Consider the following 15,618-nt stretch of genomic DNA (forward strand, 5'->3'; position numbering starts at 1 on the left):
CGCGACACGGGGTGCGGGCCAAGACCGTGACGGTCCCCGGCCCGCTCCTCGCGCTCATGGACCGACCGCCTGTCAGCCTTCCGACAGCAGCTCGTCCGCGTCCACGATCCGGTACGCGTACCCCTGCTCCGCCAGGAACCGCTGCCGGTGCGCGGCGAAGTCCTGGTCGATCGTGTCGCGGGCCACCACCGAGTAGAAGTGAGCCTTGTGGCCGTCCGCCTTCGGGCGCAGGACCCGGCCCAGACGCTGGGCCTCCTCCTGGCGCGACCCGAAGGTGCCCGACACCTGGATGGCGATCGTCGCCTCCGGCAGGTCGATCGAGAAGTTCGCGACCTTGGACACCACCAGCACGCTGATCTCGCCGTTGCGGAACGCGTCGAAGAGCTTCTCGCGCTGCGCGTTGGGCGTCTCGCCCTTGATCACCGGCGCGTCGAGATGCTCGCCCAGCTCGTCCAGCTGGTCGATGTACTGGCCGATCACCAGGATCTGCTGCCCCGTGTGCTTACGGACCAGTTCCTCCGTCACCCGCCGCTTGGTCGCCGTCGTCGCGCAGTAGCGGTACTTCTCCTCCTGCTCCGCGGTCGCGTACGTCAGACGCTCGGAGTCGGTCAGATTGACCCGCACCTCCACACAGTCCGCGGGCGCGATGTAACCCTGCGCCTCGATCTCCTTCCAGGGCGCGTCGAAACGCTTCGGCCCGATGAGCGAGAAGACGTCCGACTCGCGGCCGTCCTCCCGTACGAGCGTCGCCGTCAGGCCCAGACGGCGCCGGGCCTGCAGATCCGCGGTGAACTTGAAGACCGGTGCGGGCAGCAGATGCACCTCGTCGTAGACGATCAGACCCCAGTCGCGGGAGTCGAAGAGCTCCAGATGGGGGTAGATCCCCTTCCGCTTCGTCGTCAGCACCTGGTACGTGGCGATCGTGACGGGCCGGATCTCCTTGCGCGCACCGCTGTACTCGCCGACCTCGTCCTCGGTCAGGCTGGTGCGTTTGACCAGTTCGTGCTTCCACTGGCGGGCCGAGACCGTGTTGGTGACCAGGATCAGGGTGGTGGCCTTCGCCTGCGCCATCGCACCGGCCCCGACCAGCGTCTTTCCGGCGCCGCACGGCAGCACGACCACACCTGAGCCGCCGTGCCAGAAACCCTCCACGGCCTGCTTCTGGTACGGCCGCAGCGCCCAGCCCGACTCGTCCAGATCGATCCGGTGCGCCTCGCCGTCCACGTAACCGGCGAGATCCTCGGCAGGCCAGCCCAGCTTCAGCAGCGTCTGCTTGATCTGGCCGCGCTCGGAGGGGTGCACGGCGACGGTGTCCGGGTCGATGCGGGGGCCGACCAGCGGCTGGACCTTCCGCGAGCGGAGGATCTCCTCCAGAACCGGCCGGTCGGTGGTGGTCAGCACCAGCCCGTGGGTGGGGTGCTTGGACAGGGTGAGCCGGCCGTAGCGGGCCATCGTCTCGGCGACGTCGACGAGCAGGGCGTGCGGGACGGGGTAGCGGGAGAACTCGACGAGCGCGTCCACGACCTGCTCGGCGTCGTGCCCGGCGGCCCGGGCGTTCCACAGGCCGAGCGGGGTGACGCGGTAGGTGTGGATGTGCTCCGGGGCACGCTCCAGCTCCGCGAAGGAGGCGATGGCACGACGGCAGGCGTCCGCCCGTTCGTGGTCGACTTCGAGAAGGAGGGTTTTGTCGCTCTGGACGATGAGTGGACCGTTCACACCTGCGCCCTTTCGGTAAGGCCAAACGTCCAGTGTGCCCCATGCGAGCCGGGAGGGGAGAGGGCCGAGCGCACGCGGCACCGGTGGACGGGCCCGGCCCGGCGCACCGGGCTTCTCTCAGGCGGACTCGTCGGCGAGTTCCGCGACCCCCGTGATGCGGTGCAGCGGATATGTCCTGACCTCGTCCGCCGTGTGGTCGTAGGCCGTGACGAACCCGCCCTCCACCCGCACCGGTGCGATCACGCGCTGGCTGGCCGCGCCGTCGGCGTTGACGTACCCGATCCACAGGGCCGAGCCGGTGAGGGCCGCGGCCTGGACGGTGGCGAGGGTCTCGGCGGGGGTGGTGCGCGGGAGCTCGCTGCCGCGCACGGCCTCCGCCTTCTCGGGAGCGGGCTTGCGGACGACGGTGGCTGCGAGGTCGCCCGCCCTGATCGCCTTCACGGCAGCCCCGAGGAGTGTGGCGTCGGGCACTGGCGGGCCTTCCGGTACGGGGGCGGGCGCCGTACGCGGCGGGGTGCGGCGGGCGTACGCGCGGGTGATCAGCACATCGCCCTCGGCGGACTCGGCGGCCGGCGCGTACCCCATGGCGCGCAGCCCTTCGAGGAGGGAGGCCGGGTCGGCCTGGGCGGACAGGACCGTGGGTGCGAGGCGGCGCAGCCGCAGGCCCTGGGAGCGCTTGTCGGCGAGGATCTCGCCGAGCAGGGCGTCGTCGTCGCAGCGTACGTAGGCGGACGCGGCGCCGATGCGCAGATGCCCGTGGCGGCGGGCCACGTCGTCGATGAGGTAGCTGAGGGGCTGGGGCACGGGCGTGCGGGAGTGGGTGGCCAGGAAGGTGTGCAGCTCGGAGGCCGATCGCCCGGCGTCGAGTGCCCGGCGTACGGAGCCGGGCGTGAAGCGGTAGACGGTGGCTCCGCCCTTGGACTCGACGTCGGCGAGCACGGCGAGGGTCTCGGCGAGCGGCCGTTCGAGGGGCCCGGGCGCGACGGCGGTGAGGTCGGCCTGCAGGAGGACGTGGTCGAGCGGCTCGGGCAGCAGCGCGGCGAGCAGGGTGACGGCCCGGGCGCGCGCGGCGTCGCGGGCCTGCGCGTCCACGTCCTGGGAGGCGACCTGCCCGGGCCGGGCGGCGGTGGCCGGGGTGGCGCCGTCGGCGGGCGCCCCGGTGTCCTGTCCTGCGCGCGGCGGTGCCTGGGCCGCTGCCGCGCCGGGCGCGCCGCCGGGTCCGGTCCATGCCTCGGTCCTTGTCCCGCCGCCAGCCGGCCGGGCGGAGCCGTCGAGCGCCGTGCCGGACCGCGACGCGGCACCCGCTGTACCGGCGCCTGCGGAGGCCGCTTCCGTGGCCGTCCGTCCCGGCCGGCCGCCGGCACCCGCGGGGCTGATCGCCTCGGCCGTGCCCGTCCCGCCGTCCGTCTCCGGCAGGGACAGCAGCGCACGCGCGTGCGCCGACAGGGCGGCGCGGCCGGTCATGCCCAGGAGTTCGGACTCCATCAGGGTCCAGGTCGCGAGCCGGGTGCGCAGATCCGTGCCGTCGCCGCGCAGCGGGCGTTCCCAGCGCAGGCGGGACAGGATCGTCTCCGGGTCGGGCGCCGCGCCGGCCGGGAGGGTGGAGAGCAGGTGGAGTACCCGGTGGCGGACCTCGGGCGCCGCCGAGCGGTCCAGGTCCGGGCCGAGCGCGGCGAGTGTGCGGCCTTTGGTGTCCTGGGCGCCGACGAGGCCGGAGGTACGGGTGGCGGTGAGCCAGGCGGTCGCCAGGACCACCCAGCGTTCGGCCGCGGGGAGCGTGAGCCAGTCGTCGTACGCGGGGGTCGGCGCGAACCGCTCGTCGGCCTCGCCGTCCGAGGCCAGCAGCCCGGCGGCGTAGGCCAGTTCGAGCCAGAACGCCGCCAGCTGCTCGGTCGTGTCGAGCGCCAGCGCGGTCCGCTTGAGGTCGCGTACCGAAAGGCCGCCCGCGCGCAGCACCGAGGGGCCGCCCTCGTGCCAGTCCTTCAGGAGGTCCTCGACCGTGGTCAGCGCGGTGTACGCCTGGCCCGCCGCCGCGTTGTCCACAACCTGTGGACCGTATTGGGCGCCCGGCGCGACGGCCGGCGGCACCGGCTCGGGCACCCGGTGCGCGCGCCCCGCCCGCAGATGCAGCGCGACCTCGCGGGGCAGCACCACCGTGCGCGCGGACGCGGGCAGCAGCAGCCCCCGGTCCCGCAGCCACTGGACCGGCGGCGTGGGCGCCGACGTGACCTCGCCGTACGGAGGTCCCCACACGAGGCGGTCCAGGACCGCCAGTGCCTCCGGCGGGGCCGTGTCCAGCAGTTCGCCCATCCGTGCGCGGTCCGTGAACAGCGCGGTCAGCGCCGCCACCGCCGACACCGGGTCGTGCGTGGTCGCGAGCCCCGCGGCCGCCAGGATCTCCTGCAGCCGGCCCGGCGACATCCCGGCCGTCGCCTCGGCGGCGGTGGGGCCGAGCCCGGTGGGGGACGGCCGGGTGGGCGAGGGGGCGAGCAGTTCCCGGGCGGTGCGTACCAGCCGCAGCCGGTCGTTCCCGCCCCACACCAGCGCCTGGTCCCGGAGCAGTGCCACCGCCCGCGGCAGCGCCGCCTCGATGTTGCGCACAGACGTGCCGGCGCCGGACGTACGCCCGTCACCCGCCTCACCCTCGTCACCGGTCAGCAGGGCGAGCAGTGCGTCGTAGGGGGCGGGGTCGGGAGCCACCGCCAGTGCCTCCGCGGTCTGCAGCGCGAAACGGTCGAGCCGCTCCAGGGCGCGGACGACGGAGGCCCGGGTACCGGCCCTGGTGGCGAGCTGGGTGACGTCGTTCGGCACCGGGCTCAGCAGGTCGGGGCGGGCACGCAGCAGCGCGGCCAGGTTCTCGTCGTCGCGGGCGCGCAGTGCTTCGGCGAGCGTGCGCGGGCTGCCGCCGCTTCCTTCGGGCATGGTCCCCATCCGCCCCACGTTAGCCCCTGGAGCGCTACCGTCGGGGGCAGGGCGGCCCTGGAACGAGGGGGCGTCCGCGCTGGGGAACGTCAAGGGGAACGCCGGTGGGGATCGAGAGCGACCAGCTCGTCTACGACTATCTGAGCCGGGTCGGCGATCTGGCCCAGCAGGCCCAGCTTCCGTCGGGCGCCCGGATGCGGCTCGTGACGACGCTGCGCAGCGAGATCGACAAGCAGCGGAGCACATCGGGCGACGACAGCCCGGCGTCCGTACGCAAGATCCTCGGGCGGCTCGGTACGCCGGACGAGGTCGTCGCCTCCGCGTCGGCGCACGCGGCCGCGCCCGGGCCCGCGCCGTCGTCGGCCGACGACAGGTCCGGGACGCCGCGGACCGCCTCCGGGCAGCGGGCGCCCTCCGGAGCCCCGTCCGCCCTGCCGCGTCAACGCGGTTGGCGCGGAGTTCCGCGGCCGCGCACCGCCGACACCCCCGCGCCGCGCACGGCCGCCTCTCCGCCGCATCTCGCCGGGATGGACGAACTCGGCCCGTCCGGCAGCGAACCGGACTGGTGGCGGATCGAGCCGGGGCCGTTCGGACCGGGCGAGAGCGTCGCCGGGTTCGTCGGCGGCGTCGAGATCCCCGAAATACTGAAACCCCCGCCGTCCCAGGACGACACCGAGAGCGAGGAGCGGGACCCGGACGCAGAGGCCGGTCAGGCCGCCGCACCACGACCGTGGTGGCGAACCCGGCTGCGCCGTCGGCGTGCCGCGGCGCCCGTCCCCCCACCCGAAGCCGCCCCGGCGGCGGCCCGCCCGGCCAACGCGATGCTGCTGCTCGCCGCCGCGCTGCTTCTGGTGGGCGCGGTCCTCGGCTCGCTGCTCGCGCTCGGGGGCGGCTGGCTCCTCGCCTACGGGTCGCGCAAGCTCTCGCGCGCCCAGGTGAAATGGGTCGTCGTCGGCCTGCCGTCGACGGTCGCCGCAGCGGGGGCCGTTTGGCTGTGGGGCCGTGTCAACGACCGCTGGGGCGAGCCCATCGCCGAGGACGGGATGCGTGAGGCGCTCACCGGCACCTGGCCGTGGGTGCTGCGGGGAGCGGCCGTCGCCTCCGCGCTCTACCTGGTGTGGCGGGCGCGGCGGCGCTGAGCCGGCACTGCGGCACGGCTCCGGACACCCTTGCGGACGAGGATCGGGAGGGTGCGGGCAGGCCCGACGCGCCGGCTGATGGAGCGGACGGTGCCGGTGATCCTGCCGAGCATGTGGTCCGGCACCCGTGCCTGCTTGATCGTCTCGCTGGGGATAATGGCTGTCATGTCCTTCCCCACCGCGGTCCAGCCGCTCACCGTCGGCTTCGACCTCGACATGACGCTCATCGACTCCCGGCCCGGCATCCACGCCACCTACCGGGCGCTGTCCGCCGAGACCGGTGTGTGGATCGACGCCGATCTGGCGATCACGCGGCTCGGGCCGCCGCTGGAGCAGGAGTTGGCGCTGTGGTTCCCCGACGAGCGGGTCCAGGAGGTCAGCGACCGGTACCGGGAGATCTACACCGCGTACGCGATCGAGCCGACCCCGGCCATGCCCGGTGCCCGGGAGGCGATAGCCGCGGTGCAGGAGCTCGGTGGCCGCGCGATAGTCGTCACCGCCAAGCACGAGCCGAACGCCGAACTCCACCTGGCCCACCTGGGCATGGCCCCGGACGAGGTCATCGGATGGCTGTGGGCGGAGGCCAAGGCGGAGGCGCTGCGCGAGCACGCCGCGAGCGTGTACGTGGGCGACCACATCGGTGACGTACGGGGCGCGCGGGTCGCCGAAGCGCTCTCGGTGGCCGTGCCGACCGGGCCGTGCGACGCGGATGCGCTGCGTGAGGCCGGGGCGGACGTGATCCTCGACGATCTGACCGCGTTCCCGGCCTGGCTGCGGGACTACTGCGCGGACCGTGCCTGACGGCGCTGCGCGCCGATCGAACGCAGCACCCCGGCCGCGGCGATCAGGAAGCCGACGCCCATGAGCATGCAGATCGCGTAGGCGACCGGCGGAAACGGCTCGGTGCCCAGAAACAGCGGGGCGACGGTGACCAGAGTGGCGACTGCGCCGACGATGAAGACGATCGCGCCGACGCGTACGAGCCCGTCACCGGGGGCGGGAGGAGTAGCAGGCATTCGGCCAGGGTAGTCCCATTGCGCGCAGGAACCGATCGGCAACGTCTTGTCACCAGCCTCTGGACCATTAGCCTTGGGGGTGGCGGGTCAGGCGACCCGCTGTAGTGCTATCAAGAGCCGTTTTGTGCGGCGCCCGATTCAGGTGCCTCAGTGCCCAACGAGTACAAGGACGAGGACAGACGTGCCTACCGGCAAGGTCAAGTGGTTCAACAGCGAGAAGGGCTTCGGCTTTCTCTCCCGCGACGACGGCGGCGACGTTTTCGTTCACTCGTCGGTGCTCCCCTCCGGTGTCGATGCCCTGAAGCCGGGCCAGCGCGTCGAGTTCGGGGTCGTGGCGGGCCAGCGGGGTGACCAGGCGCTCTCGGTGACACTTCTCGACCCGACGCCGTCGGTGGCGGCGGCGCAGCGGCGCAAGCCGGACGAGCTGGCGTCGATCGTGCAGGACCTCACGACGCTGCTGGAGAACATCACCCCGATGCTGGAGCGCGGCCGCTACCCCGACAAGGTGCAGGGCGCGAAGATCGCGGGCCTGCTTCGGGCGGTGGCGGACCAGCTGGACGTGTGACGGCGGGACACCGCACGACAACACGGCGCACAGCGGCCGGACGAATCCGCCGGACCGCTCCGTCAGACGAACGACAGCGCATCACGGCCGAGGGGCGGTACGAGCCCCTCGGCCGCGGCGCGCGTGAGCAGGCCGCGTACGGCCGCGTAGCCGGCGTCACCCAGGTCATGGGTGAATTCGTTGACGTACAGGCCGATGTGCTGGTTCGCCACCGACGGGTTCATCTCCCGCGCGTGCTCGAGGACGTACGGGAGGGAGACGTCCGGGTCGTCCCAGGCCATCTTGACCGACGTGCGCGCCGAGGTGGCGAGCAGGCGCAGTGTGTCCGCGCCCAGCGAGCGCTTGGCGATGATCGCGCCCAGCGGGATGGGCAGCCCGGTCGTCGTCTCCCAGTGCTCGCCCATGTCGGCGAGGGAGTGCAGCCCGTACTGCTGGTAGGTGAAGCGCGCCTCGTGGATGACGAGTCCGGCGTCGACCTTGCCGTCGCGCACCGCCGGCATGATCTCGTGGAACGGCATCACGACGACCTCGCCGACGCCGCCCGGGACGGCGTCCGCGGTCCACAGCCGGAACAGCAGATACGCGGTCGAGCGCTCGCTCGGCACCGCGACCGTCTTGCCCCGCAGGTCCGCATCCGGCTCCCGGCCGAGCACCAGCGGGCCGCAGCCCCGGCCCAGCGCGCCGCCGCAGGGCAGCAGCGCGTACTCGTCGAGGACCCACGGCAGGACGGCGTACGAGACCTTCAGTACATCGAACTCGCCGCGCTCGGCCATTCCGTTGGTGATGTCGATGTCCGCGAACGTCACATCCAGCGCGGGCGCGCCGGGGATGCGGCCGTGCGCCCAGGCGTCGAAGACGAAGGTGTCGTTCGGGCAGGGCGAGTACGCGATCTTCAGGGGCGCGGCGGTCACGGCGACTCCTCGAGGACGGGGGCGAGCTGCTGGAAGGCGGAGCGCAGCGCGTCCAGCGCCTCCCCGATGCGCCAGGCGGCACGGTCGCGCGGGCCGACGGCATTGGAGACGGCGCGGATCTCGACGACGGGTACGCCGTGGGCCGTGGCGGCCTCGGCGACGCCGAAACCCTCCATCGCCTCGGCGGCGGCGTGCGGGTGGCGGGCAGTCAGCTCGGCGGCGCGGGCGGCGTTTCCGGTGACGGTGGAGACGGTGAGGACGGGCGCGTACACGGCGTCCAGGGTCTTGGCGAGGCGTGCGGAGAGCTCGGCGGGCGGGTGGTGCACGCTGCGGCCGAAGCCGAGTTCGTCGACGGGCAGATAGCCGTCGGGGGTCTGGGCGCCCAGGTCGGCGGCGACGATCGCGTCGGAGACGACGAGGGAGCCGAGCGGGGCGTGGGCGGCGAAGCCGCCGCCGATCCCGGTGGAGACGACGAGGTCGTACGGCGCCGGGAAGCCCTGCGTCCGCGACCCGGGTGACATGTGTGACGTGGGCGCGGTGGCCGGGACCGGCCCCAGGGCCGCAGCCGTCAGGGCGGCCGCGGTACCCGCCGCGGCGGCGGCCGGTCCGACCCCGGCGACGAGGACGTCGACGAGCTGTCCCGGGGCGTGCTCGATACGCGTCAGCGCGTACCCGCCGGGCAGCGGAACCCGGTGCGTGGCGCCGGCCGCGCCGGTGAAGGCGGTGGCGACGGCGTCGGCCTCCGCCGTCACCGCGGTCACGACGAGTACGCGCACAGGGTCAGGAGGCCTTCTCGAACTGGAAGTGCCAGATGCCGGTGACCTTCTTGCCGCTGGTCTCCATGATGCTGACCTGGGTCTTGCTGGTGGTCTCGCCGGTCGCCGAGGAGAAGAAGGCGTTGCCCGGGATGGTCCGGTACGACTTCCCGTACGGCTCCTGCTCGACGGGCTGGCCGTTGAACAGCAGCGTCCAGCCGTTCTTCGCGATCTCCGGGTCGACGCCGATGCGGACCCGGTCGTCGAAGCCCACCTTGACGGTCTTCGCCGGCTTCTTGCTCAGGCAGCCCTGGAGCAGGGACTCCTTGATGGCCTTGCCATCGTTGTAGCAGGCCGCCTCGGAGTGCACCGACTCGGTGCCGACCGTCACGGTGACGAGCGGGGTCGGCTTGTCGCAGGCGGAGAGGACGAGAAGCCCGGCGGACACGGCGCCGAGAGCGGCGGCGGCCCGGCGGCGCTTGCCGGAGAAGAACGCAACGGTCATGGCCCGAAGGCTATCGGGCCTCCCTGTGCACGCCACCCCCGGGTACGGCGCGGCCCCTTGGTTACGCCACGGGGGCTACGGCCCTGCCCACCCGCGCCCCCGTTCCCCCCGGGCGCGCCGTTCCCCCACTGGCCGCGCCCGGCGGCCTGAGGCGGGGCAGCGTTGCGGGCGGGTGTGTCGCACGCCCGGTGGAGTGGGAAACGCCCCGGTCCTACGCCACCCGAGCCCGCGCATGCCCCCGGCGGGACGCGTCCAGCAGACCCCGGATCGCCGCCAGCGCGCCCGCGCCCACGATGCACGCCGCCACCGACATGCCCAGCACGCCGTTCAGCGGCAGCACGATGCCGATCGCGCCGCCGGCCACCCATGACATCTGCAGCAGCGTCTCGGAGCGGGCGAACGCCGACGTACGCACCTGTTCCGGGACGTCCCGCTGGATCAGCGCGTCCAGCGACAGCTTCGACAGGGCCTGGGTCAGGCCCGCCGTCGCGGCCAGGACCGCGATCATCGCCGTGCTGAAGAACACCGCCGCGCAGATCGCCGCCGCCAGTACCAGCGTGATCATCGTGGCGATGATCACTTCCGGTGGGCGTCCCCTCAGCCACGCCCCCACCGCCGTGCCGAGCGCGTTGCCCGTTCCCGCCGCGACGCCGACCATCGCCAGGGAGACCGCCGCGCTCTGGCCCGACAGCGGATGCTCGCGCAGCAGGAAGGCCAGGAAGAAGATCAGGAACCCGGACAGCGCCCGGTGCGCCGCATTGGCCTGGAGGCCGTGCAGCACGGACGGCCCCACCGTCCGCAGGCTCGGTTTCTGCTCGCCGTGGGTGAGCATGTGCGCCTTGCGCTCGCCCTTCGCGGAGTCCACCTTGTGCGGCAGTCGCAGGGCCCAGTACGTACCGAGCAGGAACAGCGCGCACGCCCCGTACAGCGGCCACTGGGGCCCGATGTTCTGCAGCCCGATCCCGATCGGCGCCGCGATCCCCGTCGCCACCAGACCGGCCAGCGTGACCCGGGAGTTCGCCTTCACCAGTGGGAAGCGCGGTGGCAGCAGGCGCGGCACGACCGCGCTGCGTACGACTCCGTACGCCTTCGAGGACACGAGGACACCCAGCGCCGCCGGATACAGCTGGATTCCGCCCGTGGCGACCGCCGTGGACATCGCGAGCGCGAGCACCACACGTGCGAACATCGCGCCTGCCATCGCCGCGCGCCGCCCGTGCGGGATGCGGTCGAGCAGCGGGCCGATGACCGGGGCCAGCAGGACGAAGGGGGCCATCGTGACGGCCAGATAGAGCGCGACCCGGCCGCGTGCCTCGTCCGTCGGTACGGAGAAGAAGACCGTGGACGCCAGCGCCACGGTGATCATGACGTCGCCGGCGCCGTTCACGGCATGGAGTTCGATCAGTTTGCCGAGACCGGACTCGCCCGCCCCGTGCGCATGCGTCGCTTTCCGGATACCGCGCGCCGTGCCCGTGAACGGCAGATGGAGGGCACGCCCGACCGTCCGGCCCACTCTGCGGAGCGGCCCGGATGTGTCGGACGACCTCGCGGCTGCCACCCCGTCATAGTGCCCCAAGCCCTGCCGAGGCGAACCGGTGACAGGCACTGTTCCGCCCATGTTGGGGCAGGCAGGTGGGCGGGGAGCTGCGGAGGGGGTAGCGTGCGTAGCGCGCCACCGGCGGCTGTTCTCGGCCGCGCGCCTCTTCGGCATCCCGCAGAATGGATGACGTTGGGTGTGCCCGAGACAGGTCGGTCTGGGCGCGGACGTCGATGCGGCCCTCTGGTCCGCTCCGCCCGCGGTCCCGTACCTCCGGAATCGGCCGGCGCACCCGTGAGACGGCGTAGGAGAGAAGCGAGACCTGTGAGTGCTGCGACGACGCGAAGCCGTACCCCCGACCGTCTGTGCGCCGAGGCGGTAGATCTTGCCCGGGAGGCGGCCGAGGAGGCCGCGGCCCCCGGCAAGGTCGGTGAGCATGTGTCCCTGGTCTCCGAGGGCGACCGGGTGGTCACACACTTCTTCGAGTGCCACGAGCCCGGCTACCGGGGCTGGCGCTGGGCGGTGACCGTCGCACGTGCCTCCCGCGCCAAGAACGTCACCTTGGACGAGACCGTCCTGCTGCCCGGCCCCGACGCCCTCATGGCCCCCGAGTGGGTGCCGTGGAGCGAGCGGCTGCGACCGGGCGACATGGGCCCCGGCGATCTGCTGCCCACCGAGGCCGAGGACCTGCGCCTCGAGCCCGGCTACACCGGCGAGGACGAGCCCCCGCCGAATTCGGTCCTTGCCGAGCACCCCCCGTCGCACGATCTGGCGGAGCGGGTCGAGGCCGAGGACGCCGAGCTCACCGACCGCAGGCCCGCGATCGAGGCCACCACGGGCAACGGCCGCGCGGCGATCGCGGCGCTCGCCGAGGAGCTCGGCATGCGCCGGGCCCGTGTGCTGTCCCGGTACGGGCTGCACACGGCGGCCGACCGCTGGGAGGAAGGCTTCGGCGCCAAGACCCCGATGGCGCAGGCCGCCCCCGCATCCTGTGTGACCTGTGCCTTCCTGGTCCCGATGGCGGGTTCGCTGAAGCAGGCCTTCGGTGTGTGCGCGAACGAGTTCTCGCCCGCGGACGGCCGGGTCGTCTCCCTGGCGTACGGCTGCGGCGGGCATTCCGAAGCGGCCGTGATGCCCAAGCCGCCGACGCCCCCGCCCCCGGTGCTCGACACGATGGCGGCCGACGAGTTCCCGCTGCGGCCCGCCCGTGACGGCGGATCCGTCTCGCCCGAGGCCGACGCCGCATCGGAGGATCTCGGCCACTCGTAGTCCGGCGTTCGCAGCTCTCCGGTTCCCCGATCCGTGCTGACCGGCCGATAAGCGGTACCTTCGGCCCCAGCAGCAGTCGCCGCTTCCGGAGAGAGTGGAGTCACAGCGTGAGCGTCAGGACGACGGAGTGGGCCGACCCGTTCGGGACGGTGCGGCTGCGGCGCGGGGTGCTCGACGCATGGGGCGCCAGCCCCGCCCGCTTCCGCGAGGACGCCAACGCCGAGGAGGACCTCGCGCTCGGCGGGTACCGCGACCGTCTGGTCGTCGAGCTCGCCCAGAACGCCGCGGACGCCGCCGCGCGCGCCGGTGTGCCGGGGCGGCTCCGGCTGACCCTGCATCCGGCCACCGGTACGGACCGCGCCGTGCTCGCCGCCGCCAACACCGGCGCCCCGCTGGACGCCGCGGGCGTCGAATCGCTCAGCACCCTGCGCGCCTCCGCCAAGCGCGAGGGGCACGAGAGCTCCGTCGGCCGGTTCGGTGTCGGCTTCGCCGCCGTGCTGGCGGTCAGCGACGAGCCCGCGGTCGTGGGCCGGCACGGCGGCGTGCGCTGGTCCCTGGCCGAGGCCAGGGAGCTGGCCGGCGAGGCGGCCAAGGGCAGCCCGGGCCTCGGCGACGAGCTGCGCCGCCGCGACGGTCACGTACCGCTGCTGCGGCTGCCGCTGCCCGCCGAGGGCACCGCGCCCGAGGGATACGACACGGTCGTCGTGCTGCCGCTCAGGGACGGGGCCGCGGTCGACCTGGTGGAGCGGCTGCTCGCCGGGATCGACGACGCGCTGCTGCTCACCCTCTCGGGGCTGTCCGAGATCGTGATCGAAACCCCGGACGGCGTACGAGAGTTGCGGCGCTTCGCCGAGGACGCGTACGTCCGCATCCAGGACAGCGTGCACGGCGGACGCCGCTGGCGGGTCGTCAGCCACGGCGGCGCGACCGAGCCCGCGCTGCTCGCCGGCCGGCCCGTCGAGGAACGGCTCCGGCCGCACTGGTCGGTCACCTGGGCGGTGCCCGTCGACGACGAGGGTGCGCCGGCCCGGCCGCGTACCGCACCTGTCGTGCATGCGCCGACTCCTACCGACGAACCCCTCGGCGTGCCCGCGCTGCTGATCGCCTCGCTGCCGCTGGACACGACGCGCCGCCATCCGGCGCCCGGCCCGCTCACCGACTTCCTGGTGCAGCGCGCGGCCGACGCGTACGCCGAACTCCTCGGCGACTGGCGGCCGGTGAGCGTCGGCACCATCGACCTGGTGCCCGGGCCGCTCGGCAAGGGCGAGCTGGACGGTGCGCTGCGGGCGGCGATCCTGGAGCGGCTGCCGCGCACCGCGTTCCTGGAGCCCGCCGTGCCGCGCGATGTGCCGGTGGAGGACACCGGTCTGCCGGGCCGGGAGATCTCCGTGGGCCTGCGGCCGATCGAGGCGGAGGTCCTGGAGGGCGGGGGCTCGGAGACCGTACGAGTCCTGGCCGAGGTGCTGCCGAGCCTGCTGCCCGCGGGACTCGAGCGCCGGGTGGAGCTGCGCACGCTGGGTGTCGCGCGGGTGCCGCTGACCGAGGCGATCGACCGGCTCGCCGGGCTCGAGCGGGAACCGGGCTGGTGGCACCGGCTGTACGACAGCCTGGCGGGCGTCGACCCGGACCGGCTGTCCGGTCTGCCCGTGCCGCTGGCTGGGGGTCCCTCCCAGGCCGGAGGCCCTGGGGGACGCCGCACCACGATCGGTCCGCGCCAGACCCTGCTGCCGCTGGCGGACACCCCGGCCCAGCTGGCCCGCCTCGGCCTGAAGGTCGTGCACCCCGATGCCGCGCACCCGCTCCTGGAGAAGCTGGGCGCGCTGCCCGCGACGCCGCGGGCCGTGCTGACGACCGTGCAGGTGCGGGCGGCCGTCGCGGCATCGCTGGACGACGGTGATGTCTGGGACGAGGAGGCGCTCGACGCGGAGGAGCTCGCCGAGACGGTGCTCGCGCTGGTCCGGGACGCGGGTCTGGAGCCCGGTGAGGAGCCGTGGCTGGGCGCGCTGGCGCTGCCCGACGAGGACGGCGAACTGGCCCCCGCCGGTGAACTGGTGCTGCCCGGCAGCCCGTTCGCCGCGGTGATGCGTGAGGGCGAACTGGCGCTGTGCGACGCGGAGCTCGCCGAGCGGTGGGGCGAGCAGCCGCTGGCGGCCTGCGGGGTGCTGGCCAACTTCGCGCTGGTGAGGACCACCGATGTGGTGCTCGACCCCGATGAACTGGAGCCCCGCGAAGGGGACTTCGCCGAGCCCGACGACGCCGGGCTGCTGGACGCGGTCGACGTCTGGTGCGAGGACGTGCTCGACCGGCTGCCGGACACGCCCGTGCCGCCCGTCGCCACGGAGATCGTCGCCGTGCGCGACCTGGACCTGGTGGACGACGACTGCTGGCCGCAGGCGCTGGCGCTGCTGGCGCAGCCGCCGCTGCGGGACGCGCTGACCCAGTCCGTACGCATCCTGCTGCCGGACGGCACGACGGAGACGGTGCGGCCCTACACGGCGTGGTGGCTGCGCGACCATCCGGTGCTGGACGGGCGCCGGCCGGCGGGCCTGCGGGCGGCGGGCGCGGATGCGCTGCTGGAGGGCCTGTACGAGTCGGCCGACACCACGGGCTTCGAGGACTCCCAGGTGCTGCGCGCGCTGGGGGTGCGTACCTCGGTCGCCGCGCTGCTCGACGAGCCGGGCGGCGGCGCGGAACTCCTGTCCCGCCTGGCCGATCCCGACCGTCCCGTCCGTGCGGCCCAACTGCACGCCCTGTACTCGGCGCTGGCGGACCTCGACCCGGAGCAGGTCACGCTCCCCGACGAGCTGCGTGCGGTCGTCGACGGCGAGGTCCGGGTCGTGGACGCGGCGGACGCGGTCGTGGCGGACGCCCCCGACCTGCTGCCGCTGGCGGAGGGACTCCCGCTCCTCCCGGTCACACCCACGCGCGCCGGGGACCTGGCGGACCTGTTCCAGGTACGCCGCCTGAGCGAGACGGTCGACGCGGAGATCACGACACCGGGCGAGGAGCACGAGGTCCCCGAGTCGGTGCACATCCTGCTCGGCCCGACGACCCCGGCGACGTACATGGAGCACGAGGAACTGGTCGTCGCCGGCGTCGAACTGGACTGGCGGCGCACGCCGGACGGAGTGCTCCACGCCTCCACCGTGGAGGGCGTGGCCGCGGCCCTTGCCTGGTCGACGGCCCAGTGGCCGCGCCGATTCGAGGTGGCGGCGCTGCTGGAGGACCCGTCCCGCACGGACGAGCTGGCGCGCGACCGCTGGTTCGACTGAGACCTGACGGT

13 protein-coding genes are annotated in these 15,618 nt (G+C 73.7%); 5 read left to right on the forward strand and 8 right to left on the reverse strand.

From position 1 onward, the window contains the following. Nucleotides 1-72: 72 nt before the first annotated feature. Both OHS70_RS20185 and OHS70_RS20190 read right to left on the reverse strand, forming a co-directional pair. Complete coding sequence (locus OHS70_RS20185; protein ID WP_328399187.1) at nucleotides 73-1,716, reverse strand: DNA repair helicase XPB; 1,644 nt, start codon at nucleotides 1,714-1,716, stop codon at nucleotides 73-75. A gap of 117 nt (nucleotides 1,717-1,833) precedes the next feature. Then, the gene (locus OHS70_RS20190) at nucleotides 1,834-4,638 is read right to left on the reverse strand and encodes a helicase-associated domain-containing protein (RefSeq protein ID WP_443062751.1); all 2,805 of its coding nucleotides are present in this window, start codon (nucleotides 4,636-4,638) and stop codon (nucleotides 1,834-1,836) included. A 104-nt stretch (nucleotides 4,639-4,742) separates the two neighbouring features. Between OHS70_RS20190 and OHS70_RS20195 the strand changes: the two genes are divergently transcribed. Then, nucleotides 4,743-5,777, forward strand: a complete 1,035-nt coding sequence (locus OHS70_RS20195) for a hypothetical protein (RefSeq protein ID WP_328399189.1) — start codon at nucleotides 4,743-4,745, stop codon at nucleotides 5,775-5,777. On the opposite strand, the gene OHS70_RS20200 is transcribed toward OHS70_RS20195, so the two are convergent. Next, nucleotides 5,747-5,944, reverse strand: coding sequence for a hypothetical protein (locus tag OHS70_RS20200; protein ID WP_328399190.1), 198 nt, complete (start codon nucleotides 5,942-5,944; stop codon nucleotides 5,747-5,749). The genes OHS70_RS20195 and OHS70_RS20200 overlap by 31 nt on opposite strands. On the opposite strand from OHS70_RS20200, the gene OHS70_RS20205 reads away from it, so the two are divergent. Further along, nucleotides 5,934-6,578 (forward strand): HAD family hydrolase, encoded by a 645-nt coding sequence (locus OHS70_RS20205; protein ID WP_328399191.1) that lies wholly within the window; start codon nucleotides 5,934-5,936, stop codon nucleotides 6,576-6,578. The genes OHS70_RS20200 and OHS70_RS20205 overlap by 11 nt on opposite strands. On the opposite strand, the gene OHS70_RS20210 is transcribed toward OHS70_RS20205, so the two are convergent. Next, nucleotides 6,557-6,793: a hypothetical protein gene (locus OHS70_RS20210; RefSeq protein ID WP_328399192.1), complete on the reverse strand. Its 237-nt coding sequence runs from the start codon at nucleotides 6,791-6,793 to the stop codon at nucleotides 6,557-6,559. The two genes, OHS70_RS20205 and OHS70_RS20210, sit on opposite strands and share 22 nt — an antisense overlap. A 181-nt stretch (nucleotides 6,794-6,974) precedes the next feature. Between OHS70_RS20210 and OHS70_RS20215 the strand changes: the two genes are divergently transcribed. After that, a complete protein-coding gene (locus tag OHS70_RS20215; RefSeq protein ID WP_328399193.1) occupies nucleotides 6,975-7,358 on the forward strand; it encodes a cold-shock protein in 384 nt (127 codons plus the stop codon). Nucleotides 7,359-7,420: 62 nt separating this feature from the next. Here OHS70_RS20215 and OHS70_RS20220 read toward each other — a convergent pair whose 3' ends face one another. The 4 genes from OHS70_RS20220 to OHS70_RS20235 form a co-directional block, all read right to left on the reverse strand. After that, nucleotides 7,421-8,269 carry a 1,4-dihydroxy-6-naphthoate synthase gene (locus tag OHS70_RS20220; RefSeq protein ID WP_328399194.1) on the reverse strand — a complete coding sequence of 283 codons (849 nt, stop codon included), beginning with the start codon at nucleotides 8,267-8,269 and terminating at the stop codon, nucleotides 7,421-7,423. Continuing rightward, complete coding sequence (locus OHS70_RS20225; RefSeq protein ID WP_328399195.1) at nucleotides 8,266-9,045, reverse strand: futalosine hydrolase; 780 nt, start codon at nucleotides 9,043-9,045, stop codon at nucleotides 8,266-8,268. The genes OHS70_RS20220 and OHS70_RS20225 overlap by 4 nt, the downstream gene beginning before the upstream one ends. 4 nt (nucleotides 9,046-9,049) lie before the next feature. After that, nucleotides 9,050-9,529, reverse strand: a complete 480-nt coding sequence (locus OHS70_RS20230; RefSeq protein ID WP_328399196.1) for a DUF2771 domain-containing protein — start codon at nucleotides 9,527-9,529, stop codon at nucleotides 9,050-9,052. Nucleotides 9,530-9,740: 211 nt separating this feature from the next. Then, the gene (locus tag OHS70_RS20235) at nucleotides 9,741-11,087 is read right to left on the reverse strand and encodes an MFS transporter (protein WP_328399197.1); all 1,347 of its coding nucleotides are present in this window, start codon (nucleotides 11,085-11,087) and stop codon (nucleotides 9,741-9,743) included. Nucleotides 11,088-11,390: 303 nt separating this feature from the next. Here OHS70_RS20235 and OHS70_RS20240 point away from each other — a divergent pair, with 303 nt between their 5' ends. Both OHS70_RS20240 and OHS70_RS20245 read left to right on the forward strand, forming a co-directional pair. Beyond that, the gene (locus tag OHS70_RS20240) at nucleotides 11,391-12,335 is read left to right on the forward strand and encodes a DUF3027 domain-containing protein (RefSeq protein WP_328399198.1); all 945 of its coding nucleotides are present in this window, start codon (nucleotides 11,391-11,393) and stop codon (nucleotides 12,333-12,335) included. Between the two features lie 107 nt (nucleotides 12,336-12,442). Beyond that, complete coding sequence (locus OHS70_RS20245; RefSeq protein WP_328399199.1) at nucleotides 12,443-15,607, forward strand: sacsin N-terminal ATP-binding-like domain-containing protein; 3,165 nt, start codon at nucleotides 12,443-12,445, stop codon at nucleotides 15,605-15,607. The last annotated feature ends 11 nt before the right edge of the window (nucleotides 15,608-15,618 follow it).

The organism is Streptomyces sp. NBC_00390, assembly GCF_036057275.1.
In the GTDB taxonomy this organism is placed as follows: domain Bacteria; phylum Actinomycetota; class Actinomycetes; order Streptomycetales; family Streptomycetaceae; genus Streptomyces.